This is a genomic window from Lysinibacillus sp. G1-3 (assembly GCF_056322905.1).
On record NZ_JBWHYQ010000019.1, the window covers coordinates 1 to 25,152 of the forward strand.

Annotated in this window: 17 protein-coding genes and 1 riboswitch; of the genes, 4 read left to right on the forward strand and 13 right to left on the reverse strand. The window is 38.5% G+C overall.

Features of this window, described 5'->3' with window-relative positions:
- Positions 1-532: 532 nt before the first annotated feature.
- The 9 genes from ACVYAD_RS19275 to hutH all read right to left on the reverse strand — a co-directional run bounded on the left by ACVYAD_RS19275 (position 533) and on the right by hutH (position 12,543).
- On the reverse strand, positions 533-2,380 hold the full coding sequence (locus tag ACVYAD_RS19275) for an SLC13 family permease (RefSeq protein ID WP_476427514.1): 1,848 nt from the start codon (positions 2,378-2,380) through the stop codon (positions 533-535).
- A 484-nt stretch (positions 2,381-2,864) separates the two neighbouring features.
- Complete coding sequence (nadD, locus tag ACVYAD_RS19280) at positions 2,865-3,479, reverse strand: nicotinate-nucleotide adenylyltransferase (protein ID WP_349661887.1); 615 nt, start codon at positions 3,477-3,479, stop codon at positions 2,865-2,867.
- Positions 3,480-3,506: 27 nt separating this feature from the next.
- Positions 3,507-4,976 carry a nicotinate phosphoribosyltransferase gene (locus tag ACVYAD_RS19285; RefSeq protein ID WP_476427516.1) on the reverse strand — a complete coding sequence of 490 codons (1,470 nt, stop codon included), beginning with the start codon at positions 4,974-4,976 and terminating at the stop codon, positions 3,507-3,509.
- A gap of 15 nt (positions 4,977-4,991) precedes the next feature.
- Positions 4,992-5,543 (reverse strand): cysteine hydrolase family protein, encoded by a 552-nt coding sequence (locus tag ACVYAD_RS19290; protein ID WP_476427517.1) that lies wholly within the window; start codon positions 5,541-5,543, stop codon positions 4,992-4,994.
- A gap of 90 nt (positions 5,544-5,633) precedes the next feature.
- Entirely contained in the window at positions 5,634-6,434 is an 801-nt protein-coding gene (locus ACVYAD_RS19295; RefSeq protein WP_476427518.1) for an NUDIX domain-containing protein, read from the reverse strand.
- Positions 6,435-6,625: 191 nt separating this feature from the next.
- Entirely contained in the window at positions 6,626-7,912 is a 1,287-nt protein-coding gene (gene hutI / locus ACVYAD_RS19300) for an imidazolonepropionase (RefSeq protein WP_476427520.1), read from the reverse strand.
- Positions 7,909-9,579 carry a urocanate hydratase gene (hutU, locus tag ACVYAD_RS19305; RefSeq protein ID WP_476427521.1) on the reverse strand — a complete coding sequence of 557 codons (1,671 nt, stop codon included), beginning with the start codon at positions 9,577-9,579 and terminating at the stop codon, positions 7,909-7,911. Before hutU ends, hutI begins: the two co-directional genes overlap by 4 nt.
- A gap of 15 nt (positions 9,580-9,594) precedes the next feature.
- Positions 9,595-10,923: a YjiH family protein gene (locus ACVYAD_RS19310; RefSeq protein WP_349661893.1), complete on the reverse strand. Its 1,329-nt coding sequence runs from the start codon at positions 10,921-10,923 to the stop codon at positions 9,595-9,597.
- 105 nt (positions 10,924-11,028) lie between these two features.
- Positions 11,029-12,543, reverse strand: a complete 1,515-nt coding sequence (gene hutH, locus ACVYAD_RS19315; protein WP_476427523.1) for a histidine ammonia-lyase — start codon at positions 12,541-12,543, stop codon at positions 11,029-11,031.
- 256 nt (positions 12,544-12,799) lie between these two features.
- On the opposite strand from hutH, the gene ACVYAD_RS19320 reads away from it, so the two are divergent.
- Positions 12,800-14,254 (forward strand): helix-turn-helix domain-containing protein, encoded by a 1,455-nt coding sequence (locus ACVYAD_RS19320; protein WP_476427524.1) that lies wholly within the window; start codon positions 12,800-12,802, stop codon positions 14,252-14,254.
- 380 nt (positions 14,255-14,634) lie between these two features.
- Complete coding sequence (locus ACVYAD_RS19325) at positions 14,635-16,140, forward strand: catalase (protein WP_476427526.1); 1,506 nt, start codon at positions 14,635-14,637, stop codon at positions 16,138-16,140.
- A 205-nt stretch (positions 16,141-16,345) separates the two neighbouring features.
- On the opposite strand, the gene thiC is transcribed toward ACVYAD_RS19325, so the two are convergent.
- Together thiC and ACVYAD_RS19335 are read right to left on the reverse strand one after the other, a co-directional pair.
- The gene (gene thiC, locus ACVYAD_RS19330) at positions 16,346-18,124 is read right to left on the reverse strand and encodes a phosphomethylpyrimidine synthase ThiC (protein ID WP_476427528.1); all 1,779 of its coding nucleotides are present in this window, start codon (positions 18,122-18,124) and stop codon (positions 16,346-16,348) included.
- A gap of 323 nt (positions 18,125-18,447) precedes the next feature.
- Positions 18,448-18,562, reverse strand: a riboswitch (TPP riboswitch).
- 224 nt (positions 18,563-18,786) lie between these two features.
- Entirely contained in the window at positions 18,787-19,716 is a 930-nt protein-coding gene (locus tag ACVYAD_RS19335) for an AEC family transporter (protein WP_476427530.1), read from the reverse strand.
- Between the two features lie 278 nt (positions 19,717-19,994).
- Here ACVYAD_RS19335 and ACVYAD_RS19340 point away from each other — a divergent pair, with 278 nt between their 5' ends.
- On the forward strand, positions 19,995-21,899 hold the full coding sequence (locus tag ACVYAD_RS19340) for an S-layer protein (protein WP_476427531.1): 1,905 nt from the start codon (positions 19,995-19,997) through the stop codon (positions 21,897-21,899).
- A gap of 366 nt (positions 21,900-22,265) precedes the next feature.
- Here the strand turns inward: ACVYAD_RS19340 and hepT are convergent, their stop codons facing one another.
- Together hepT and mntA are read right to left on the reverse strand one after the other, a co-directional pair.
- Positions 22,266-22,673: a type VII toxin-antitoxin system HepT family RNase toxin gene (hepT, locus tag ACVYAD_RS19345; protein ID WP_476427532.1), complete on the reverse strand. Its 408-nt coding sequence runs from the start codon at positions 22,671-22,673 to the stop codon at positions 22,266-22,268.
- Complete coding sequence (gene mntA, locus ACVYAD_RS19350) at positions 22,663-23,067, reverse strand: type VII toxin-antitoxin system MntA family adenylyltransferase antitoxin (RefSeq protein WP_476427533.1); 405 nt, start codon at positions 23,065-23,067, stop codon at positions 22,663-22,665. The genes hepT and mntA overlap by 11 nt, the downstream gene beginning before the upstream one ends.
- Before the next feature lie 409 nt (positions 23,068-23,476).
- Here mntA and ACVYAD_RS19355 point away from each other — a divergent pair, with 409 nt between their 5' ends.
- A complete protein-coding gene (locus ACVYAD_RS19355) occupies positions 23,477-24,772 on the forward strand; it encodes a hypothetical protein (protein WP_476427534.1) in 1,296 nt (431 codons plus the stop codon).
- Positions 24,773-25,152: the final 380 nt, after the last annotated feature.

A 25,152-nucleotide genomic window follows, 5' to 3' on the forward strand; every position in this document is an offset into this window, starting at 1 on the left:
CGCCGCCAGCGTTCGTCCTGAGCCAGGATCAAACTCTCCATAAAAAGAAATTTGATTAGCTCAAATTGTTTTGCTGGCATCATGTTTGATGTCCAAAATTTTGTTTCGTTCACCAACTCAAGGTTAGTTACTAAAAACTTTATTGATTACGTTTTGCTTGTTCAGTTTTCAAGGTTCATTTCGTTACTGTTTTTTCAGCAGCAACTCTTATATAATAACACGCTACAAACTCGATGTCAACAACTAATTTTATTTAATTTAATTGTTTTTCAGAAGTTATCTTAGCGACTCGTATAATATTACACTCTTGATTCAAAAAGGTCAACACTTTTTCTAATAAAATTTTATACTTTTTCATTTCATTGAGAAACTTCCTATATATATACTTACAAAAAATTATCACTAGACTCTACATCTCAAGTTGATTTAACTTTTTATTAGTATCTAAAATAGAATTTTATCATAACCATCAATAAAAAATTAATAGATTTCATAAAAAATAAATAAAAAACTCGGTATAGAAACCGAGTTTTTAAAATGGGAAGAAAAATGGAATTGCCAGCATCATAACGATAAACATAATAATCTGTAGTGGTATTCCAATCTTCACAAAGTCCATAAACTTATAACCGCCAGCTGTCATAACTAGCGCATTAGTTGGGGAAGCAATCGGAGTAACAAACGCCATACTTGCTGCTACAGCAACAGCAATCATAAATGTCGTTGGACTTGCTTCCATCGCAATCGCAGCATTCATAGCAATCGGTGCGAACAATACAGCAGTGGCTGTATTACTAATGAACTGACCAAAGACTGCAGTTAAAATGTAAACTCCGATCAGTACTCCGTAAGGTCCATAGTTTCCAAGCGCATTGATAATACCATCAGATAAGATGGCCATACCACCTGTTTTTTCCAAAGCAGTCGCCATCGGAAGCATTGCAGCTACAAGTACAATACTTTCAAAGTTCATATTGCTGTATGCATCTTCCATATTACGCAAACAACCTGTTAATATCATCAATACGGCACCAATCATAACGGAAATAACAGCAGGGAAAATTTCAAAAGCCATTAGCACAATCATTAAAAGCATAATGACACCTGCAATACCGGCTTTCCCCGTCGCTGCAGCTACACTAGCATGCTCCTTTGGCTGACCGACAACAACGACATCCTGTGTTTCCCTTGCAAGTAATAAAATTTCATCCCATGCACCTTGTACTAAAATAGCATCTCCAAATTTTAATTTATGCGTCACCATATCTTGCAGCTTATAGCCACCTCTACGATTTATGCCAATTATATTAAGATTATATTTTTCTCGGAAGCCTAGGGTGCTTACGGTCTTATTAATAAAGCTAGAATTCGGTGTTAATAATACCTCAGCAATACCAAGATGCTTCGATACTAATTCATCAGCCTCTCCTTCAGCCAGTTCCTGCATCTCCAGACTATAATCAGAAGCAAAACGACGAATATTCTCTTCCTCACCTTGGACATACAATTCATCTTTGGCATGGATCACACTTGTCGGACCAGCCATTTCCTGATATGTCACCGGTAAAAAATTAATACCTTCTTGAGATCGTCGGTGAATTTTCATCATACAAAGCGTATATTTGGCCGGAAGCTTTAATTCCGCTAATGTCGCGTCAATAATCGACGAATCCTCTGGCACAAACACTTTAAACAAACGATTGTTTAAATCATATTGCTTAATAATTTTCTTCGGAGATAGTCTATAATCAGCTTTTGTTTCTGTACGACTTTTTTCATTTGGTAAAAGAATGTTGCGCACAAGTATTAAATAAGTAATACCAACAATCATCCCTACAATACCGATGGGTGTTACTTCGAAAAAACCTAGCTTATTGTAATCACGATCGACCAATAACTGACTAACGATAAGATTTGTGGGTGAAGCAATAAGTGTCATAAGCCCAGAAAGACTTGCAACATAAGAAAGTGGTAGTAAAAATTTTGACGGACTTACTTTCATACTAATCGCAATACTAACAACTATCGGCATCATCAAAGCTACAGTACCTGTATTACTCATAAATGCACCGACAGAACCTACAATAATGAGCAATAATACAAATAATTTCAACTCACTATTACCTGACCACTTTAGCAGTAATTGCCCCGCCATCCCTGCAAGCCCTGTTCGTAAAATACCTGCGCCCACGACAAACAGCCCTGCAATCATTAAAACTACAGAGTTTGAAAAACCAGCTAATGCTTCTGCGGGTGTTAAAATATCCGTAATGACAAATGCTAGAAGTGACACAATCGCAACGAGGTCCGCTCGTACTTTATTAGTCACAAATGCAAAAATTGTCGCTCCTAAAATAAGAAATGTTAATGTAAGCTGCACATCTAAGAATTCCTTTCTAACATTAGATCATTGTGTTTTATTGAGGGTAATTACGCAAAGCCCTTTGTAATTCCAGCACTTTGCATGTTTGCTTTATCACTTAAATTTATTATATCTTACCAAGAACTAAATATGAGAAAGTTCACCATCTTTTCGAAATAAAAGTCGCGTCACATAACGCGAGGTTGATTTTCGTTCCAGCTAGGGGCGTCCGATGAGCCGGTTGAGCAGACAGATGTTTTTTGCGTGAAAGCGAGGCCACAGCACCGATGTTGGTCACGAAGGCGTTATCACAGGAGGTAATGGTTTTAGCCTTCACTCCTCTATCGCTAATCTCCAAAGTGTCGCCCAGACAGAACGAAGATCAAACCTATATAAATAGCACACGATTTAACAAAATGCCCTCCACTTTTGATGATAATCCAAAAAAATCAAGTGCGGTGTTATCCCGCACTCCACTATCATATATAAGCCACACCTAAATTTATTTTTGATAAAGATTATGCTCTTTAATATAGTCATAACAAGCGTCAGGGAGTAGGTATCTTGGTTCACCGCCCATTGCAAATTCTTCTCGAATATAGGTAGAGCTAATTTCCATCGCTAACCCTTTATCAATTAAATGGAATCTTCCATCATCATGATTCCTCAAAATAGGAGAACGACTAATTGTTGATAACATATCTATTCCGTGCCTTGCCATTACAATAAATTTATTCTCAGCTACTAATGCATCTCCCCTTTTCCACAACCCAGCACCAATATCGACTAATAAATCAGCCCCCATAATAAAATGAATTTCATCATTCGGGTGTTGTTCTCTAAAATATTTCATCGTATCATACGTGTAAATATTCCAGCCCTCTTGCTCCATTTCATATGAATCTGCAATAAAACGCTTATCCTTAGCAATAGCCAACTGCAGCATATTCCAGCGATGCGTATTCTTTGTTTTTATCTCCTTGTCTTTTCGTTTGTTTGAGCAAGGTAAAAAAATCACTTTATCTAATTTGCAACGATGTGCGACTGTACTTGCAGTCCAAAGGTGAACATTTGTAATTGGATCAAATGATGATCCGTAAATCCCTATTTTCGCCATTTCCTAACCCCCCATTCCACTTCTCTATTAGTTTCTCCCATTCATCATCTTCGTGACTTTTTCTTTAATTTCTTTAATTCTTGTCATTTTATTATCCCAGCACGCTTGACTTAAATCGACCGGATACTCTTCTGGATTCATTGTTCGTTTGTACTCACTCCATAGTAGATGTAAATTCTCCTCTACATATACTTGAATTTCTTGAAGTGTTGGTTCTTTGTAAAGAATAGATCCATTTACTACAATGTCTTGATGTAATTCTTTCGCTGTAAAATTCGTTACAAATTTACTGATATAAGTATGAACAGGGTGAAACATTTTCAAGCGTTTTTCCTCTTGCGGGTTTTCGTAGTCCAATGCAATATAATCTCCTTCAGCATGACCATTGTCTGTATTAATAATTCGATAAATACGTTTGCGGCCTGGAGTCGTTACTTTTTCAGGATTTCCGGAAATTTTGATGGTATCGACCATTTCCCCGTTTTCATCTTCAATAGATACTAATTTGTATACGCCCCCAAGAGCTGCTTGATCGTACGCTGTAATGAGCTTAGTTCCGATTCCCCATGTATCAATTTTAGCCCCTTGAGACTTCAAATTGATAATCGTGTATTCGTCCAGATCATTAGATGCTATAATTTTCGCTTCAGTGAAGCCAGCTTCATCTAGCATTTCCCTTGCTTTTTTTGACAGATACGCTAAATCACCACTGTCCAGCCTTATTCCTATAAAATTGATTTTATCTCCAAACTCCATTGCGACCCGAATTGCATTAGGGACACCCGAACGTAACGTATCATACGTATCTACTAAGAAAACGCAATCTCTATGCGTATTTGCATACTTTGTAAATGCAGTGTATTCATCACGATATGCCTGTATCATGGCATGTGCATGAGTACCTGAGACAGGGATGCCAAATAATTTTCCAGCTCTGACATTGCTAGTTGCAGAAAATCCACCAATATAAGCTGCACGAGTTCCCCAAATCGCTGCATCAAATTCATGCGCTCGACGAGTACCAAATTCCATCGCGATATCCTTTCCAATCACTTGTTTAATGCGCGAAGCCTTCGTTGCAATAAGAGTTTGGAAATTAACGATGTTCAATAAAGGGGTCTCCATTAACTGAGCTTCTGCCAAAGGGGCTTCAATTCGTAAAATAGGTTCATTTGCAAATACTAATTCACCTTCCCTCATTGCAGAAATAGTACCTGTAAATTTTAAATTTTGAAGGTATTTAAGAAATTCCTCTGAGTATTTTCCTTCCTCGCGTAAATATTGAATATCACTATTAGAAAAACCAAAGTTTTTGATAAACTCCATTATCTTTTTTAAGCCTGCAAATATCGCATAGCCATTCCCGAACGGAAGTTGTCGAAAGTATAGTTCAAAAACCGCTGTTCGATTTTGTGTACCATCATTCCAGTACGTTTCCACCATATTTATTTGGTATAAGTCCGTGTGCAACATGTAGCTATCGTCCGCATATTTCATACCCTGTTCCTCCGTTTACATAATAGTAGCCCCGAGAGAATGCTCGAAATGTCCTAACGCCCACTCATGCCCTGCTTGATTAAAAGACGCTACTGCATCTTTATGAATAACAATGTTAAATCCTTTATTATAGGCATCTACCGCTGTATGAAGAACGCAAATATCCGTACATACACCGATTAAATGCAGTTCGGTAATGCCTCGTTCACGCAATTTAATCTCTAAATTCGTACCTGCAAAAGCAGAATATCTGGTTTTATCCAAATAGTAGACATGATCTAATTCTTTATTTTCTTCATATAGTTCTTTTAAAGAGCCATATAGTTCTCTACCCCTCGTACCTCGAATATTGTGAGGAGGGAAAAGCTTTGTTTCTGGGTGATAGCTATCTTCTTTTTCATGAACATCAACAGCGAAAACTATAAAATCACCATTTGACATAAATTCCTTTGTTAATTTTGTATTTACCACTTCCAATAGTTGCCCCGGTTTTCCGCAAGTTAGGGCTCCATCTCGAGCTACAAAATCCACTGTATAATCAATATTAATCAATGCACGCTTTAACATATTTCCATCACTCCAATTTCTCATTTAATTAGTAATTAATAAATTACAAATTAGTATATTGAAAATTAATTAGGAAAGACTGATGCTTTCCTAATGATAAATTGACTCTACGATTTCGAAGTCATTAAAAGAATATAATTGCGATGGTCTAAATGAATTTCTTTTCGTTTTCTTCGGTTTCCCATCTTCATCTAAAACTTTTTCAATAAAAGGTAGCTTGGGCGCTTTTGTAAAGAACACCGAATCATTTGCAATACGCGGATCATCTCCCACTGTCAATAAAACTCTTTGTAGTTCAGATAATGTAAATTCTCCCGGTAAAAAATTTTTAGCAACTGTTGTTTGTATCATATCTTTCTTAATAAATTCTAAAGCGTCTGAAATAATTTTCCGATGATCAAAGGCTAAATCGAGTTTGAACACTTCATTTATATCGAAAAGTTCTACTTCTGCCGCATCGTCATTCGCTTGACGCTGGTCAATGTATACTTCCGGAACGATTGCATAAAAGGCATTTGAAATCATCCAACCTCGAGGATCACGATCTATATCATCATAGACACCAAAGTGCTTAATGTGTAAACTATCTACATTCGTTTCCTCCTTCAATTCTCTTTTAGCAGCCATATAGGCAGTTTCCCTTTTTGTCGCATCTACAAATCCACCTGGAAGCGCCCATTTTCCACCTTCGATATTCGGGTTTCCTTCATGATCTTTTTCGACCCGTTTAATCAACATGATTTTAAGCGTCATCATCGGAGGTGCTTTTTCCTCTACTTTTTCGGATGTTATTGTAAAAATTGCAATATCTGATGTATATCCATCAGGTGTTATATAGTTAGAAGAATCATAATTCGCAAGAACTTCTTCTTGTGAACGATATTTTGTCATTTTAAGATAACTCCTTTGATTCAATGTTTTACAGGAACAGTAATTTGCAATTCAAGAATTACTACTTAATAACATGATAACTTTTCCAGTTAACAATTTCAACTCTTTTTATAAAAAGAATAAGTAGAACAACTTTCCATAAAAAAAACATAAACAAAGCATTCCTGCCTTATTTATGTCTTTTTTATTATTTAATTTACTAATTGATTTTTCAAAAGAATTCCACCCTGTACGACAACTCGCCCATTTTTAATGACAGTATTCGTATGATTCATGCCATAGAAATATTGCAATTGCTTGTAATTTGCAACATCCAATATGATGACGTCAGCTTGTTTGCCCGCTTCAAGGGAGCCAATTTGATGTCCACGATTAATTGCGTATGCTGCATTAACGGTTGTCGCCGTTAACACTTCCTCCAGTGTCATCCCCATATGCATACAAGCTAAATTCATAATAAATGGCAGACTCAACGTTGGAGATGAGCCAGGGTTAAAGTCAGTTGAAATAGCTACAGGTACCCCTTCATCAATCATTAGGCGTCCTCTCGCGAATGGTGCACGTAAGAAGAATGCTGTTCCAGGTAGCAACACAGCAATCGTTCCAGCTTCAGCCATTTTTTGTATACCTTCATCAGAAGCAACTAATAAGTGCTCCGCAGAAATGGCTCCTACTTCTGCAGCAAGCTCCGCTCCCTCATAAGGCTCAATTTCATCTGCATGAATTTTCGGTGTTAACCCCAACGCTTTCCCTGCCTCTAAAATGCGTCGTGATTGCTCTGGCGTAAATACACCTTTTTCACAAAATACATCATTGAATTCTGCAAGGTTTAGCTCAGCTACTTTCGGTAGCATATCATGAATGACTAGATCTACAAATTCATCCTCACGTCCTTTATAGTCACGCGGCACCGCATGCGCCCCCATAAAGGTACTAACGACATCAATGTCATGTGTAGCTTGCAATTCCTTTGTTACTTCTAGCTGCTTCTTTTCAGTTTCCCAATCCAAGCCATAGCCTGATTTTGCCTCAACCGTTGTGACACCATGCTTCAAAAACACATCTAAATGATTCATCGTTTTTACATATAAATCACCAAAGCTAGTTTCTCGTGTCCGCTTTGTTGTAGCATGAATCCCGCCACCCGCATTCATAATTTCCATGTATGTGGCACCATTGAGTCGCATATTAAATTCCTGCTCACGTGTACCTCCATGAACTAAATGCGTATGACAATCGACAAGACCCGGCATTACAATCTTACCTGAGGCTTCAATAACTTCAGCAACCTTTACAAGATCAGGGAAATCCGCTTTTAGCTGTGTAAGTGAACCTACCGCTATAATGCTATTTCCCTCCATTAAAACACTACCATTTTCCACTATTGCAATGTCACGCATTTGTTCCTTTGTACGCGGACCTTGTACGGCACTTTTTAACGTGATCACTTCGTTGGCATTCTTGATTAAAATAGTCACTTAGCATCATCCTTTAACATTGGTATATGCACACCTTTGTTTTTCGCTGTATTAATAGCAATTTCATAGCCCGCATCCGCGTGACGCACAACTCCCATTCCCGGATCCGAAATTAACACTCGTGCAATCTTCTCAGCAGCTAGCTCAGAACCATCCGCTACTAGCACTTGACCAGCATGTTGCGAATAACCCATTCCTACACCACCACCGTGATGGACACTTACCCAGCTCGCACCACTTGCTGTATTAACAAGTGCATTTAAAATTGGCCAATCTGATACTGCATCAGTACCATCAAGCATGCCCTCTGTTTCACGATTTGGTGATGCAACAGAGCCAGAATCTAGATGATCTCGACCAAAGACAATCGGTGCTGATAACTCTCCATTGGCAACCATTTCATTAACCTTCAGTGCAAAACGGTGACGATCACCATAGCCTAACCAGCATATACGCGCAGGTAACCCTTGCCATTTCACCATCTTTTGCGCCATATCAATCCAATTCACAAGACCTTCATCTTCAGCAAACATTTCTTTTGCTAGTGCATCTGTTTTATAGATGTCCTCTGGATTACCTGAAAGTGCAGCCCAACGGAATGGTCCTTTCCCCTCACAGAATAAAGGACGAATATACGCTGGAACAAAACCAGGGAAATCAAAGGCATTTGTTACACCCATCTCTTTGGCATACGCACGAATATTATTACCATAATCGAATACTTCTGCACCTGCTTGTTGGAATTCAAGCATTGTACGAACATGCTCAGCCATCGTCTCTTTTGCTCTTTGTTCATACGTTTTCACATCACTTTTACGTAGTTCAAGCGCTTCCTCAAACGTCATGCCATTTGGAACATAGCCATTGATCGGATCATGGGCAGATGTTTGGTCTGTGACAAAATCAGGGATAATTCCGCGGTTCAATAGCTCACGATTAACATCTGCACAGTTGCCAACAAGACCAATCGACGCTGGCTCTTTTTTGTCACGTAGTTTATTGACTAATTCAATCGCTTCATCAACTGTCTCTACAAGATAATCACAGTAGCCCTCTTTAATTTTACGTTCAATTCGAGCACGTTCCACTTCGACTACTAAAATAACAGCGCCAGCCATTTTCCCAGCTAAAGGCTGTGCACCACTCATGCCACCCATACCACCCGTAAGGATGAATTTGCCGCGTAAGTCCGCTGTACCAAATACTTTTTTACCTGCCTCTACAAATGATAAATATGTTCCTTGTAAAATGCCTTGTGCACCAATATAAATCCAGCTACCAGCAGTCATTTGACCGTACATCATTAAATCACGGTCCTCTAACTCATAGAAGTGCTCCCAATTTGCCCACGACGGTACTAAATTAGAATTTGCAATTAATACACGCGGCGCATGTTCATGTGTACAGAATACAGCTACCGGCTTTCCTGATTGAATAAGAAGTGTTTCATCATTTTCTAATTCTTTTAATGACGCGATAATTTGCTCATAACTCTCCCAATTACGTGCCGCTTTACCTATTCCACCATAGACGATAAGCTCATCTGGATTTTCTGCTACTTCAGGATCTAGATTGTTCATTAACATACGCATTGCAGCTTCTTGTGTCCAACCTTTACAAGATAATTCATTCCCACGTGGTGCACGAATATTTGTTTTGACTACCATAAAAAACACGCTCCTTTAAAATAGTAAAAATGCTATTGGTGTTACGATGATTAAAGTTAATACGACACGCACAAACCAAATGGTTACAATTTGGCGCAATGTCACCGGAATTTCAGTTGATAAAATAAGTGGTATGACAGCCGAAAAGAACAAAATTGCCGAAATTGATACAACTGCCACAATAAATTTCGTCACAAGCGCTGCCTGTGTGACAACAAGTGCCGGTAAAAATACTTCTGCTAACGATAATGACAGCGCTTTTGCCGCTAAAAATGGTTCTGGAATTTGCAGTACATATGTGAATGGTACAAAAATATACGAAAGCCAATCAAAAATAGGTGTATATGTTGCAAGCACAAGTCCTAAAAGACCAACCGATAAAATCGATGGCATAACCCCCATCGTCATGATGAAGCCATCCTTTAAATTCGCCCATAAAATTTTAGTCATAGGCGGATTTTGATCAACAGCCTCCATCGCTTGACGCCACGCTTCTTTAAAACGCCCCTTTTTAACTATCTTTTCTGGCATCGGCGTCGCGCCCTCGTAGTATTCGTCCTTCATGGAACGAATCGGATAAAGGCGTACCGTTAACGCAGTGACCAAGAATGTTACAACGAGTGACACCCAGAAAAACGCATTCCAATGCTGCATCATATCCAACGTACTCGCAATGACAACCATAAACGTGACAGATACAGTCGAGAAGCCTGTTCCAATAATCACGGCCTCCTTCGCTGTGTAGCGACCTTCCATATAAAGACGGTTTGTTAACAGCAATCCAACCGAATAACTGCCGACAAATGAGGCTACTGCATCCACCGCTGAACGTCCTGATGTTTTAAAAACAGGTTTCATAAACGGCTGTGCTAAAACACCGATGTATTCAAGCAATCCGTAGCTAACTAGAAGCGCTAAAAACAAAGACCCGATCGGAATTAATATGCCTACCGGCTTAACAAGCTTCTCCAGTAAATACGGTCCAATACTTTCATCCGCTAGCCACGCTGGTGCTATATTGAAAATTAACAAAATCCCTGCAATCATACCGCCCACTTTAAGGATTGACATCACAATATTGACGGTCGACTTATTCCATTTCTTTGTTAGGAATGGATGAATCGCTCCACCTACAAGCATTATGAGCACATATGCAGTTACAAGCAGTGGCGCTTCGGTGCGAATAAAACTTACGATGTGATCAATTAAAATGGAATCCTTACCTCGCCATTCAAACGATACAAAAAAGCTGAATATTCCGACTATACTACAGATAAACATCTTAATAGCGGAGGAGATTCGAAATTGCGAATCTCGCTCCAGCTCTCGTTGATGAAATTCCATACTACTCCCTCCGATGTAAGTGCTTTTTCTGAAAGAAATCTCTAAGTCGTCAAAACTAGTTAAAGGATTTTTTGGATTTTCTCTAGGAAGTTATTGCTTTAAAATTTACTTATACTCATTTAATAGAACATCACTCGTTAATAAATACTCTGAAAGCGCTTCAATTTCATCGCCGATAGGTTGATCTGCTAACAGTGGCGGGCAAAACTCACGCACTTTTTCTAAAAACTTTCGCGTTGTGGGAGATAACTGCTCTTCCGCTTTATCTAAATGGATCGCCTGAGATGCACAAATCATTTCTATTGCAATGACACGAGCGGCATTGTGTACGATTTGACGTACTTGGCGAGCTGATGTTGTCCCCATGCTCACATGATCCTCTTGGTTACCTGACGTCGGTATAGAATCCACGCTTGAAGGATGTGCCAATACTTTGTTTTCAGATACGATAGAGGCTGCTGTATATTGAGCAATCATTAGTCCACATTCAATACCTGGATTTGTCGCTAAAAATGGCGGCAAACCTTCATTAAGCTGAGGATTAACCATTCGTTCTGTACGTCTCTCCGAAATATTCGCCCACTCACATACACCGACTTTTAAAAAGTCCATCGCCAATGCAATTGGTTGACCGTGGAAATGTCCCCCAGACAATACTTCTCCATTTTCTAAAACAATCGGATTATCTGTCGTTGCATTCATTTCAATTTGCACGCGGTCCTCCGCATAGAAAAATGATTGCCATGAAGCACCATGTACTTGCGGAATACAACGTAGTGAATAGGCATCTTGCATACGGATTTCACCTTGCTTTGTCACACGTTTACTTCCTTCAAGCCACTTGCGGATTCGTCCACCAACAAGCTCTAATTCTGGGTGTGGTCTTACCGCCAAAAGCGCTGGATCAAATGCGGAAGTAATCCCTTTCAGTGCCTCAAGCGTTAAACTCGCTGCCATATCTGCCGCTAGCCCCATACGCTCTGCCTCGTTCACGGTTAAAACACCGATTCCTGTCATTGCTTGTGTACCATTTACAAGCGCTAACCCTTCCTTAGCTTGTAGTCGCACCGGCGTTAGTCCAGCTTGCCGTAACGCCTCACTACCGCCCATAACCTCTCCATTAAACTCCGCCTTCCCTTCACCTACTAGCACTAAAGCCAAATGTGATAACGGCGCTAAATCCCCACTTGCACCAACTGAACCTTGAGACGGTACAATCGGATGTACTCCCTTGTTAATAAAATCCAATAACAACTGCACTGTTTCTAGACGAATTCCTGAAAAACCTCGAGCTAAAGCATTAGCACGTAAAACCATCATGGCGCGTACAACATCTGTTGGAAACGGTACACCAACACCTGTCGCATCTGAGCGTAATAAATTCAACTGTAAAAGCTCAATGTCTTCCTCTTCAATCTTTATATTACTTAGCTTTCCAAAACCTGTATTCACACCATAAATGGTTTGCCCCTCAGCTAAACGTTTTTCAATTCGTTCCCTACTTAAACGGATACGTTCCATACTGTCTGCAGATAGCGTAACCGTTGCATGACCGTTTACAATTTCCTTTATTAGCTGTCTTGTTAATGTCTTGCCATCTAGTTCGATGTTAGACTTCATACACATCCCCCGTTCCCATTGTAGCTATGTAAAAATGCTTTAAATCCAATTTTCCTTAGTATAACGAGGCTGACACTTCGCTTTCGTCGAAAAAAGAAAGCTAGCAATCACTCTAATCACATTGTACTAACTACTTTTTTCAGAAAATAGGGAATTTTAAAAGAAAAAACATGAATTATTTCATATTTTTTGTTATTTTAATAATATAATCGTATTTTTTTAAGAAACTAGATAATTTTATGGAAGGTTGGTTGTTATGAGGTTGTTATTAATTGACAGGGACTCCGCTGAACTTTCAGGCATTAGTTGGTTTTTACATACATATTATCCTGGCGATGTAACCATTGAAATAGGTACAACTATTAATGAAGCACTTCAAAGTATCCAGCAATTTGAGCCCGAGGTCATCCTGTTGAATATTGACCTATTCTCGAATAATCGTTTAATTGCCCTCTTTCGTACTCTTCAAAAACATTCAGGGACTATTTTAGCTATGACGACAGAGCCATTATTTAAAAATGCATTGAAGGCAATCGATTTACAGGTCGCACATCTCTTCGTTAAACCAATTGATTTAGAAATATTAAAGCAAAAACTCACTGCTATCTCCCTTCAGACACCAAAAGCAGAGACAGTATATCAAGAAGCTACTGAGGAATCCTTTTACTATCAACTATTTCTAGGTAGTAAAACAAGTTCCTTAGAGACAAATATACATTTTACCATGATCGAGCCAGAGCATTCCGACATGTTAAAAAAACTTTACAACTGGCTTCAGCAAACGCCTATTTATTACCATATAAAGATTTATCCTTTGTCCGATAGAATCGTCTGCTTATTCCAAACAGATGATTTAAAAATTGTGGAGAAAGATGCTCGTACATTAATCAAGGAATGGCGATCAATAAGTAATAGTTCTTTAAATATCGGTATTTACGATGGGGAACCTACAACTATGAAGAATATGTATACATTAACGAAGCGTGCACTTCGTCAAAGTTTTTACGAAGGTTATGGGCATATTTTTTATACGAGTAAGCAGCTGAAGACACAGCCCTTCGATCCTTTACTATCACCCGAAGAGCAACAATTATTAATAAGCAGTTTAGAGGACGGGAATATTGAAGCTGTTAAAGCATTTTTATATCGACTATTTAATGAAGGAATTTATTACGAGCAGGATGATTTACGTATTCATCTAACAAGTGTCTTAGCACAAATTCGACGCTTTATGCTGAAGTATAAATTACATGAGAAAGCTGCAATTGAGCAAAATTATCGTCAGCTTTTTCATTTAATTATTGAGCATCCTATATTTTATACCATTCAAAATGGCATCATATCATTTACACAAAAACTGATTGAATTGGCCCGTGAGGCACGTATGGAGAAACGAGCTGACTATGTAGAACTGGCCATAGAAATTATCGACCAACAATTTCAGGATAGCGGGTTATCTTTACCTTACGTTGCTCATAAATTAGGGATTAGTCCCAATTATTTAAGTACGATCTTTTCAAAGAAGCAAGGCTTGCCACTTAAACGCTACCTGCAACAGGTCCGGATTCATAATGCCACAAAAATGCTAGTAGAAACTGATTTTGCTATTAGTGAAATTGCCTATTTAAATGGTTTCGAAGATTCAAATTATTTCATTAAAATTTTTAAACAGCACATCGGCATTACGCCTAATCGTTATCGTAAAACTTGAAAAGGCATATCAACAGCGTGGAGTTCATTTCCGTTCTAACTGAGAACTTGTGCGAAAGTGTAGAGAGAGAAGGCTTATCTTCACACGCGCGATCTCATTATCTAGTATTATTTTCAATTATCATATTTTCAATAAGAATAAATAAACAAAAGATTTCATTTGAAAGAAGTTAAATAATCCTCAAAAATGTTTAAAAAACTTAATTTGTGGTAAAGGTTAGTCATAACCCCTTTAAATCTAGCATATATTTATAGTTTATATCTTAATATAAATATTCTTTAACAATAATAATTATAATTTACTAGCAATTCTATTTTACATTTGTTATAGTTATTGTTGAAGAGTTTGACTCACAATTTTTCTTTAGGAGGTAAACTAATATGACAAACAAAAATGATCGTAGCCGTCGTTTTACAACAGCAGGTGGCTCTCCAGTAGTAAGCAACCATGATTCAATGTCAGCAGGTCCTCGTGGTCCTCTACTTCTTCAGGATGTATGGTTAGTTGAAAAATTAGCAAACTTCAACCGTGAAGTTATTCCTGAACGTCGTATGCACGCTAAAGGTTCAGGTGCATTCGGTACTTTCACTGTAACGCATGATATTACTAAATATACTAAAGCAAAAATTTTCTCAGAGGTTGGGAAAAAGACTGAAATGTTCGCACGCTTCTCTACAGTTGCAGGTGAGCGTGGTGCAGCAGATGCTGAGCGCGATATTCGTGGCTTTGCACTTAAGTTCTATACTGAAGAAGGTAACTGGGATTTAGTTGGTAACAACACACCTGTATTCTTCTTCCGTGATCCTTTACACTTTACAGATTTAAACCACGTGGTAAAACGTGACCCACGTACAAATATGAAAAACGCTAATTCAAACTGGGATTTCTGGACTTCATTACCTGAGGCGCTTCACCAAGTAACAATCGTAATGTCTGACCGTGGTATTCCAGCTGGTTACCGTAATATGCATGGTTTCGGTTCTCACACATATAGCTTTATTAATGAAGAAAATGAGCGCGTATGGGTTAAATTCCACTTTAGTACAGAGCAAGGGATTAAAAACTTAACTGGTGCTGAGGCTGCTGAAGTAATCAGTAATGACCGCGAATCTTCACAACGCGATTTATATGAAGCAATTGAAAATGGCGATTTCCCTAAATGGAAAATGTCCATCCAAGTTATGACAGAGGAACAAGCTCGTGAATTACCATATAACCCGTTTGACTTAACAAAGGTATGGTATAAAAAAGACTTCCCATTAATTCCTGTAGGTGAATTCGAGTTAAACAAAAACGCGGACAACTACTTTGCAGAAGTTGAACAAGCTGCCTTTGCACCATCTAACATTATCCCTGGTATTAGCTTCTCTCCAGACAAAATGTTACAGGCTCGTATTTTTGCATATGGAGATGCACAACGCTATCGTTTAGGTGTGAACCACTACATGCTTCCTGTGAACGCACCAAAATGCCCATTCCGTACATTCCACCGCGACGGTGCTATGCGTTTCGATGGCAACCTTGGTTCAACTTTAGGCTATGAACCAAATAGCTATGGTGAATGGGAGCATAATTTAGACTATAAAGAGCCTGAATTACGTATCGACGGTAATGCTGGTATCCACGACTTCCGTGAAGATGACAACAACTACTTCGAACAGCCAGGTAAATTATTCCGCCTAATGACTGCCGAAGAGCAACAACGCCTATTCGAAAATACTGCTAATGATATGGCATCAGTTGAAGAGTTCATTAAACGTCGTCATATTCTTCACTGCTATTTAGCTGATCCAGCATATGGTGAAGGTGTAGCAAAAGCTATGGGTCTTTCATTAGAAGGTATGGATCTTTCAAATCCATACGTGAAACAACCAACTAACGTTTAATTCTCCACATATTCCAACTATTATTGATATCCAAATCCAACTTTTTACTCCATGTGAAGGGCGACCTCACATGGAGTTTTTTTATCTTAATGACAAAATGAGAGCGCATCACCGGAAAGGAAATCAACCTATATACATGCACCCCTCTTGATGATGAACCAAAATAAGGCTCGTGCCTATGAAAGACACGAGCCCAGTCTAATAATTATTGATAAATTTGACTGCCCGCCTTTTTAAATTCCTTCGCCTTCTCCTGCATACCTTTATGGATAGCTTCAGTCGTATTTAAGTCTTTTTCTTTTGCATAAGTACGAATATCCTGTGAGATTTTCATACTACAAAACTTAGGTCCGCACATTGAACAGAAGTGCGCAGTTTTTGCTCCTTCTGCTGGCAATGTTTCATCATGATATTCGACTGCACGCTCTGGATCTAACGAAAGGTTGAATTGATCGCGCCAGCGGAATTCAAAGCGTGCCTTAGATAGTGCATCATCACGTTGCTGTGCCCCCGGATGCCCTTTCGCTAAATCAGCAGCGTGTGCAGCAATTTTGTACGTAATAACCCCTACACGAACATCATCACGATTTGGTAAGCCAAGATGCTCTTTAGGCGTTACATAACATAGCATTGCCGTACCATACCAACCAATCATTGCAGCTCCAATGGCTGATGTAATATGGTCATAGCCCGGAGCAATATCTGTCGTTAGTGGTCCTAACGTATAGAAAGGAGCTTCCTTACATACCTCTAACTGCTTGTCCATATTTTCTTTAATAAGATGCATCGGCACATGCCCTGGTCCTTCTACCATCACCTGTACATCATGCTCCCAGGCAATTTGCGTTAATTCCCCTAGCGTTTCCAGCTCCGCAAACTGAGCCTCATCATTTGCATCTGCAATAGAACCAGGACGTAAACCATCACCTAAAGAGAAGGCAACATCATAGGTTTTCATAATTTCGCAGATTTCTTCAAAATGAGTATATAAGAAGCTCTCTTGATGGTGATATAAACACCATTGCGCCATAATCGAGCCTCCTCGAGACACTATGCCAGTTACACGATTAGCCGTTAATGGCACATAGCGTAGCAATACCCCTGCATGAATCGTGAAGTAATCTACACCTTGCTCTGCTTGTTCGATTAACGTATCACGATACACCTCCCACGTTAAATCCTCTGCCACACCATTTACTTTTTCTAGCGCTTGATAAATCGGCACCGTTCCTACTGGCACCGCAGCATTACGGATAATCCATTCACGCGTCGTATGAATATGCTTACCCGTCGATAAATCCATAATGTTATCAGCACCCCAGCGTGTAGCCCACGTCATTTTTTCTACCTCTTCTGCAATAGAGGATGACACCGCTGAATTTCCAATATTGGCGTTAATTTTCACGTGGAAGTTGCGTCCAATAATCATTGGCTCTGCCTCAGGGTGATTAATATTAGATGGCAAAATTGCACGCCCCGCCGCTATCTCTGAGCGCACGAACTCGGGATCCATATTTTCACGAATCGCTACAAACTCCATTTCTGGAGTAATAATTCCCTTTCGTGCATAGTGAAGCTGCGTTACATTTTTGCCTTTTTTCGCACGTAAAGGCCTTCTAGATAAATCCGGAAACACATTTTCATTCATTCGTGGATCATTAGCTTTGCGGAATCCGTTATCTTCTGGCTTGATCGTACGACCTTCGTATTCCTCAACGTCACCTCGTTCTTTGATCCATGCACTACGTAAAGCTGGCAATCCTTTCGTAATATCCACCTTATGTGCAGGTTCAGTGTACGGGCCACTCGTATCATAAACACGCACTGGTGCATTTTCCTCTTCACCAAAGCTTCCTGTCGTCGGACTCAAAGCAATCTCACGCATTGGCACTAAAATATCTGGTCGAGAACCTTCTACGTAAACTTTTTTACTTCCTTCAAAACTTGACATAATCGTAATATTCTTTTCGCTAATTGTTGTCATAAACTACTTCGCTCCCTTTTATATTAATATAAGGACCGAATCTAGCTCACCCAACAAAAATCAATTTCGCCTTGGCGTAATTGCGTCCGGATTTTGAATTGTGCCCGCACAATTCATTCCTTTTAAAATCCGTGACATCCGCCGGAGGCTTGTCTTCATTCAGCAGGCGTTTGGGCACCTACTAGTTAGGAAGCTTCACCGCATACATTTCATCACCTGGAAAGATAGGAGTCTTCTGCTGAATGAAGACAAAAAGCCGAATCCAAAAAAATTTTGGATCCGGCTAAGAATGTAAAGGTATAGTTATTGCAAATAACGTAGTGTGCAATAATGGTTAACTTTCCCACGCTGGTATGAGCCAGATCAGGTCCAAAGGGTCAAGAAACCTCTATGCGTTTCCCTCTCAGCCTGACTCATCAGACTCCCCTAGTTAATACTATTAAGTTTGATGCTAGTGTAGCAGATATTGCTAATAGATGGAAGCTTCATTTGATTATTTTTGGCACATTCATCAAGAATCAACGTCAGATTAGACTTTGGCGCACAACTTCACGTTATCTGATGAGTTCATATACTTTGAAGATTTATCGGAACAAAATCTCATTTTATCGGAACAATTTTAGTTTTTATCAACAATGGACAATCAAATGAGCACCTAGCCATTAGGTAAACAACAACTCCGCTACATAAATCACAATTGTCACTGTAATACAGCTCACAATCGTTGAAAATAAAACTGTTTGTGCAGCAGTTGCCGATTCTACGTCATATTCTAATGCCAGACTGGAACTATTTCGCGATGTCGGGAACGAACTAGCTATAAAAAGTGATTGTGCCACGACACCGTCAAGATCAAGAGCAAAAATGATAAGCAATGCTACGGCAGGCCCTATGATTAATCGTGTAAAACAACTAATGTATACCATCTTATTAAACATAGATTTTATTTCAAGTTGGGATAGCTGTGCCCCTAAAGTTATTAATGCTACAGCGATAAAGCCATCTGCCACATGGTCTATCGGAATTTTTACGAACTGCGGTATAGGGATATTAAAATAGTTCATAGTAACGCCAATAATAAGTGCATGAATAATAGGCATTTTGAGGAAATCCTTCAAAATTGACATACCTGATTTTGTTGAAGAAATTAAATTGTACAAGCCGTAAGTATACGTCGTCATATTTTGAAATATAACGAGAATAACTTGAATCGCTACCCCAATCGGCTGAGTCACGAAAATCATTTGGGCAACTGGAATACCATAGTTGCCTGAATTAATGAGGACAACGCTATTTTTAAACACCGCAGCCTCTGTTTTTACTAAACCGAGCCCCTTTGCTAGAAAGTGACTAAGGACCATTTGGCTTCCGATAAAGAGTAGAATAAAAAACGCAACTTCCCCAAGTACAGACAATTCTATACTCGTTTCATATAAATTCACAAAAACAGCTGCTGGCATAAAGCAGTATGTAATAAGTTGAGATAGCGCCTTTAAATTAAAACGAAATTTCCTTTGTAAAACTGCGCCAAGTACTAGAAGCACTAAAATCGGAGCTACAATTTGAAAGAAAATCATACCGAGATACACCATAGTGTTGTCCCCCTTTCCTCTCCTATAGTAGTGCTGTTTGTAAACTCGGTCAATGTACTTCAGCGTTCACTCATCCTGTCTTTTTCATCATGTTCAAACAATAGAAAAGGCTCTTGGAAGGATGATTTACCCTCTCAAACTACGAGTTATTAAAATAATTGAAGGAAAAAGGCCTATTGTTTCATTAAATTAATATAGTAAAATACCCCATTTGCGCACTAAACCGAAGAAATATATGATATATTATCCATTAAATACAATGATTGGAGCGACAAGAAATGAAGAATAAAGTATTTTCTACTTTTATGGCTACCGCTATTACAGCAACCTTAATTGTGCCTGTATCAACTGCGAATGCCACTTCTAATGATGTATCTTTAAACAACTCAGTTCAAATCGACGGACAAGTAGCTGCAGCCAAAACAAAGGGACAAAATGTTACTATTACCAGCATCGCTAATGATAAAGTACGCACATCCAATGGCCAATTTAAAATTAGTAAGTCATTGAAGCCCCTCTTAAACACATCCAATAATGCTGCATTGGCGAATGCTGCAGCTACTATTGTCGTAAAGAACGGTGAAATTACAAGTATTACATCACTAACACTAACTAAAGGTGGAACAAAAAATAAAGCGTTAAATTTTGATGGTGGCGATGCGCAAATTGATGGAAGCCTAACTGTAAATGCGGATTATGTAAAAGTTCAAAATGTCACTATTGAAGAGGAGCTTATCGTAACTAATCGTGTGAAGAAGGCCATTACAATTGATGACGTTGCTATTGGGGATACAATTACTTTTAGACCTTTATTGATTAAAAATAGTAATTGGTTAAATGTTTCTCTAAAAGATATTAAATCTCCAAACATTAACTTAAAACGTACTAAAGTGAGTGTGACTTCTGACAAATCTATTTCGAAAGTCGACGTAGTTGGTAAAGTTACTGCATTTGAAGTAACGGCCAATGTTGATAAACTAACTATCGATGTTGAGAAAGATTTCACCCTTTACGGAAAAGGCACAATTGAGCAAGTGGTTGTCAAACATGGGGCAAAGGTGGCATTAAATTCGGGGCATCTAATTAACAAAGTGCAGGTGGATGATAAAAAAGCCTCTGTGACATTACCTGTTTTAAATAAAACGGAGCTTAGTAATTTAGTAGCTTCACCTCCATACGTTGCAGTATCTGTTAATGGATATGACATTTCAGTAACTGAGAAATGGACAACACAGGCTGAACGTACAACATTCGAATCAGCCGTAAGCAGCGCAAGAACAGTAGTTAATAATTCTTACGCTTCTCAGGAACAAGTAAACAATGCGATTACACAGTACAAAAATGCATTAAACGTTTATCGTGCTGTGCAAAAAAGCGGAACAAAATATGTTTATGGTGATAAGTCTTCACTACAATCGATGATCAATTCTGTTCAGTATGTAAAGGTTTCTTGGAACAATGGTAATGATGTAGCTTCTTATGAACCTTGGACAACTCAAAGTGAGAAGGATGCTCTAACCTCTGCCGTTTCATCTGCTCAATATGTTGTAAATAATTACTATGCAACACAGTCTGATATTACAAATGCAATTAGCAATTTGAACTACGCCATCACAATTTATAAGAATGCACAAAAATATGGCACTTATCAATATAATGCCGATCGATCTTCCCTTTTTTCACTTATTAACTCTGTTCAGTATGTAACCGTTTCTGTAAATGGATCTGAATTATCCTACAATGTAGTTTGGACGACGCAAAGTGAAAAAGACGCTCTAGTTTCTGCTGTTTCATACGCACAAGGTATTGCAAACAATAGCTCATCGTCTCAGTCGGATATTTCGTATGCCTATCAATATTTATATAATGCCATTTCAACTTATAGGAGTAATTATAAATCTGGTGTGAATCATTGGCATTACGTTGATAAATCTTGGTTAACATCACTCATTAATTCTGTTCAGTATGTAAAAGTTTCTGCGAATGGCGATGGCTCTGATATCCCTTATTATGAACTATGGACAACAGAAAGAGAAAAACGCAGTCTAGAAAAAGCAGTTCAACACGCTCAATCCGTTGCCAGTAACGTCTATGCCTCTTCGTACGAAGTGACAGAGGCTATTAACAAATTAAACAAGGCGATCGACATCTATAAAGATGCTCAAAGTTCAGGTAAACAATAAAAAAATTGAAAGGACTTGGCACTAAGCCAAGTCCTTTTCAAACTCAAAAAATCAATTATGCCTCGGGAATCGTGGCGTCGGCTTCGACAGTTCTATCCGTCGCTTTGACGAGTCTTTCCGTCACTTCGAGAGTTCTATCCGTCGCTTTGATGAGTCTATCCGTCGCTTCGGCGGTTCTTTCCGTCGTTTTGATGAGCCTATCCGTCACTTCGGCAATTCTTTCCGTCGCTTTGATTTCTATCCGTCGCTTCGGCAATTCTTTCCGTCGCTTCGATGAGTCTATCCGTCACTTCCACGATTCTATCCGTTTTACACTACATAACAACAGGCTAGGAAGTTTCTATACTATATAGCCTGTTGTTTCTTTTATATAAGCAATACTGCCTCTGTATAGGTTTTAAAATCATTTAAATGATTCTTAATAATTGCTTGAAGTATATCTAAATCGATATCTTGATAATCATGCACAGCAATATTTCGAAACCCAACCATATTCATTAATGTTTTAGCCAATGCATGGTCAATAATTTCATTTTCCTCAAGATACTTAAATGCTTCGGGGCTCGTTTTAGGCAGACCAAGCTTTAATTCACTAACAATATGCATCGCCAAATCAATACTAGCTTCACACGCACGTTGGATATTCAAAATAATACTATCCTGTTTCGTGATGTCTTGCAAATTCTCTGGATTATCACAATACACCTCGTTAACACGGTTCACACAGCGTTCGATTGTTGCAATTTTATTTAAAATAACATCATTATTCGCCATAGACATTACCCCTCTCTTCAATTGCTTTCAGAATTCCTGCACGTTGTTCATTTAATGTCACATACATTGATAGAGTTTTCATCCGTTCCTTCACAAAGGTGCTTTCATCTTGGCACTCAATGATTCTACCACTCGAATAAATTTGTGCCGCAAACACTGTATCAATTGATTTCATATCAATTAAATCGACATCCACATTACAAGACTGCGCAATTTCTCCAGCTAATAGAAAACGTTCATAACTTGAGAGCGGTTTATCTGTAAAATATGCAATATCCAAATCACTATCTTCACGTTCCAAGCCCTTCGCATAAGAACCAAAAACAATAACAAACGCTGGATTAACAGCCAAGGCTAGCTTTTCAACAACTACCTTCTGCCAGTTTTGTTGCAAATAAAACACCCCCGCTCCTTATTAAATTCATTATAACAAACTCTCCCCTTCGTATGAGGTTTCTAACTTTCTGTTCCGGGAGTTTATCCATTAGTTGGTAGGTCCTATCCCTCTCTCTTAAAAAAGGGACTTGCTTTCCATTCATATTTTTCATAAGTACATAAGACACAAAGTATTTAAAAATTACATAATCAATCTACCTATTCACTTAAAATATACATGAAAAAATCCTGAGATATGATAAAATTGGTTTACCAACATATATTAGGAAATCACTGTCTAGACACGACTCTTTTCGGCAGGTAAATAATAAACCATTTCACAAGACAATCAAAGGTTTCACACAGGGTAAAAGACCTACATATTACCCATCACACTTATCCAAAACCAATAGGAGGTTTCCCGTATTATGAAAAACAAAAGAAAATTGGCCTTACTAGCCCTAGTTGCGGTCCCTTCACTAATCTATACTGCACCTACTACGTCAGCATCAGCTGCTACTATTACTGGCCATTCAAAAACTGCTTACATATACGATTATTATTACTACAACGCTAACGTTTCGAATGTTGTTTGGCTTATTTCAAATATTAATGATACAACAGCTTCGTTCCAAACAAATTTAGAAGCAGCCAATAAAGCCTACGATAAGTTAACTGAAACGGAAAAACAATATGTTACAAATTATTCTACGCTGTCAAATCATCGTCAGACAAAAGTTGCGTATCGTAAGCTTGCTGACCAAATTGAAGAGAAATTAGCTTCAGTGGAATCAACTTCCATTAATTACTACCAAAATGTTGTGGAAACGAAAGATTGGTACAATACGTTAAATGCAGCCCAAAAATCCTTTGTGAGCCCGGAATCACAAAAAATACTGACATCCTATATCACGCCCAATACATCTATCGATCAAGTGGTCAATAAAATCCAATTATTAAATTCTTCTCGCATTACCTTCCATCAGGATGTAGCGGATGCTAGAGCTGAGCTTAATGCACTTCGAAGATATTCATACGTCTATTTACCTGCTGGTATCGAAAAGATGTTAGTAGATTCTGAACAGCTTGTTGCGAAGGATAAGGCGGCAGCTAAGGAAGTAGAAAACGCTATTGCAGCTTTATCGCCTAAAACGTCTACTGCTCAAGATGTACAGGCAGCGAAAACAGCCTTCGAGGCTTTAACACCTGTGCAGCAGCAGCTTGTACCAAATGTCTGGACTTTAGTAGACTTTGTGAATGGAAAATATGATTTACCTAAAGGGAACGGGTCGAAAAAGCCAATTTCATCGGATATAGCAGCCGTACCAGGTAAAACTACAGCTATGACGAAAAACAAAAATACCTATACAGCAAAAATCAACGTTGCAGACACGGAAAATAGTGCAGATCGCTTCGTTTTAACGACAAAATCGAACATGACTGTGATTATTCCACCACTAGGAACTCTTCTTAATGAAGATACTGGTGTTATGGAAATTAGCATTACAAAAAAATCGAATCGTATTACATTCCAGGCAACATTAAATGATAAACCAGTTGAATTTGAGGCGAACATGGAAATTATTATTAATAATTTATCACCGAATGCCTCCATCGTTCGTACCAATACTTTTGGCAAACCAGTACCAGCTGATTATACAGTAGAAGGAAATCGTACTTTCATTCAAACAAATTCCTCTGCTTCATTCCTAATCCAAGAGTGATCTCCTAATAAAAAAATCATGACCCTCTGCCGATACTTTTTAGTAGCAGAGGGTTTAATATATTTTTTTGCTCCGCTATTGCCTCTTCAAAGCGGATCCCCTCTTATCTATAGACACTTATAACGAACCCCTCATAAAGAAAAACTTTTCATATCCTTACATCAAAACTTTGCTCGCTTTGTATGCTAAACAACTCCCCATTTTTCAACACTTCTTAGCCCAATATAAATGTGCCATCATTTCCTTCATTAGGACGCTCTTTTATCACGTTCTTTCAAAAAGATTTCAGAAAACTATTGACAATTGTCATAAAACAGGCATAATCATTAATAAAGTTTCCTTAGAGAAACAATATGACGTTCGGGAAATATTATTATAGA

Excerpts from the sequence above, each read along its gene's own strand:
- ACVYAD_RS19285 (WP_476427516.1), bottom strand. The coding sequence starts at position 4,976 with ATGAAATATGCGGACGATAGCTACATGTTGCACACGGACTTATACCAA.
- hutU (WP_476427521.1), bottom strand. The coding sequence starts at position 9,579 with ATGGTAGTCAAAACAAATATTCGTGCACCACGTGGGAATGAATTATCT.
- ACVYAD_RS19325 (WP_476427526.1), top strand. The coding sequence starts at position 14,635 with ATGACAAACAAAAATGATCGTAGCCGTCGTTTTACAACAGCAGGTGGC.
- thiC (WP_476427528.1), bottom strand. The coding sequence starts at position 18,124 with ATGACAACAATTAGCGAAAAGAATATTACGATTATGTCAAGTTTTGAA.
- ACVYAD_RS19355 (WP_476427534.1), top strand. The coding sequence starts at position 23,477 with ATGAAAAACAAAAGAAAATTGGCCTTACTAGCCCTAGTTGCGGTCCCT.
- ACVYAD_RS19340 (WP_476427531.1), top strand. The coding sequence starts at position 19,995 with ATGAAGAATAAAGTATTTTCTACTTTTATGGCTACCGCTATTACAGCA.
- ACVYAD_RS19320 (WP_476427524.1), top strand. The coding sequence starts at position 12,800 with ATGAGGTTGTTATTAATTGACAGGGACTCCGCTGAACTTTCAGGCATT.
- ACVYAD_RS19295 (WP_476427518.1), bottom strand. The coding sequence starts at position 6,434 with ATGACAAAATATCGTTCACAAGAAGAAGTTCTTGCGAATTATGATTCT.
- hepT (WP_476427532.1), bottom strand. The coding sequence starts at position 22,673 with ATGGCGAATAATGATGTTATTTTAAATAAAATTGCAACAATCGAACGC.
- ACVYAD_RS19310 (WP_349661893.1), bottom strand. The coding sequence starts at position 10,923 with ATGGAATTTCATCAACGAGAGCTGGAGCGAGATTCGCAATTTCGAATC.
- nadD (WP_349661887.1), bottom strand. The coding sequence starts at position 3,479 with ATGGCGAAAATAGGGATTTACGGATCATCATTTGATCCAATTACAAAT.
- hutH (WP_476427523.1), bottom strand. The coding sequence starts at position 12,543 with ATGAAGTCTAACATCGAACTAGATGGCAAGACATTAACAAGACAGCTA.
- ACVYAD_RS19290 (WP_476427517.1), bottom strand. The coding sequence starts at position 5,543 with ATGTTAAAGCGTGCATTGATTAATATTGATTATACAGTGGATTTTGTA.
- ACVYAD_RS19335 (WP_476427530.1), bottom strand. The coding sequence starts at position 19,716 with ATGGTGTATCTCGGTATGATTTTCTTTCAAATTGTAGCTCCGATTTTA.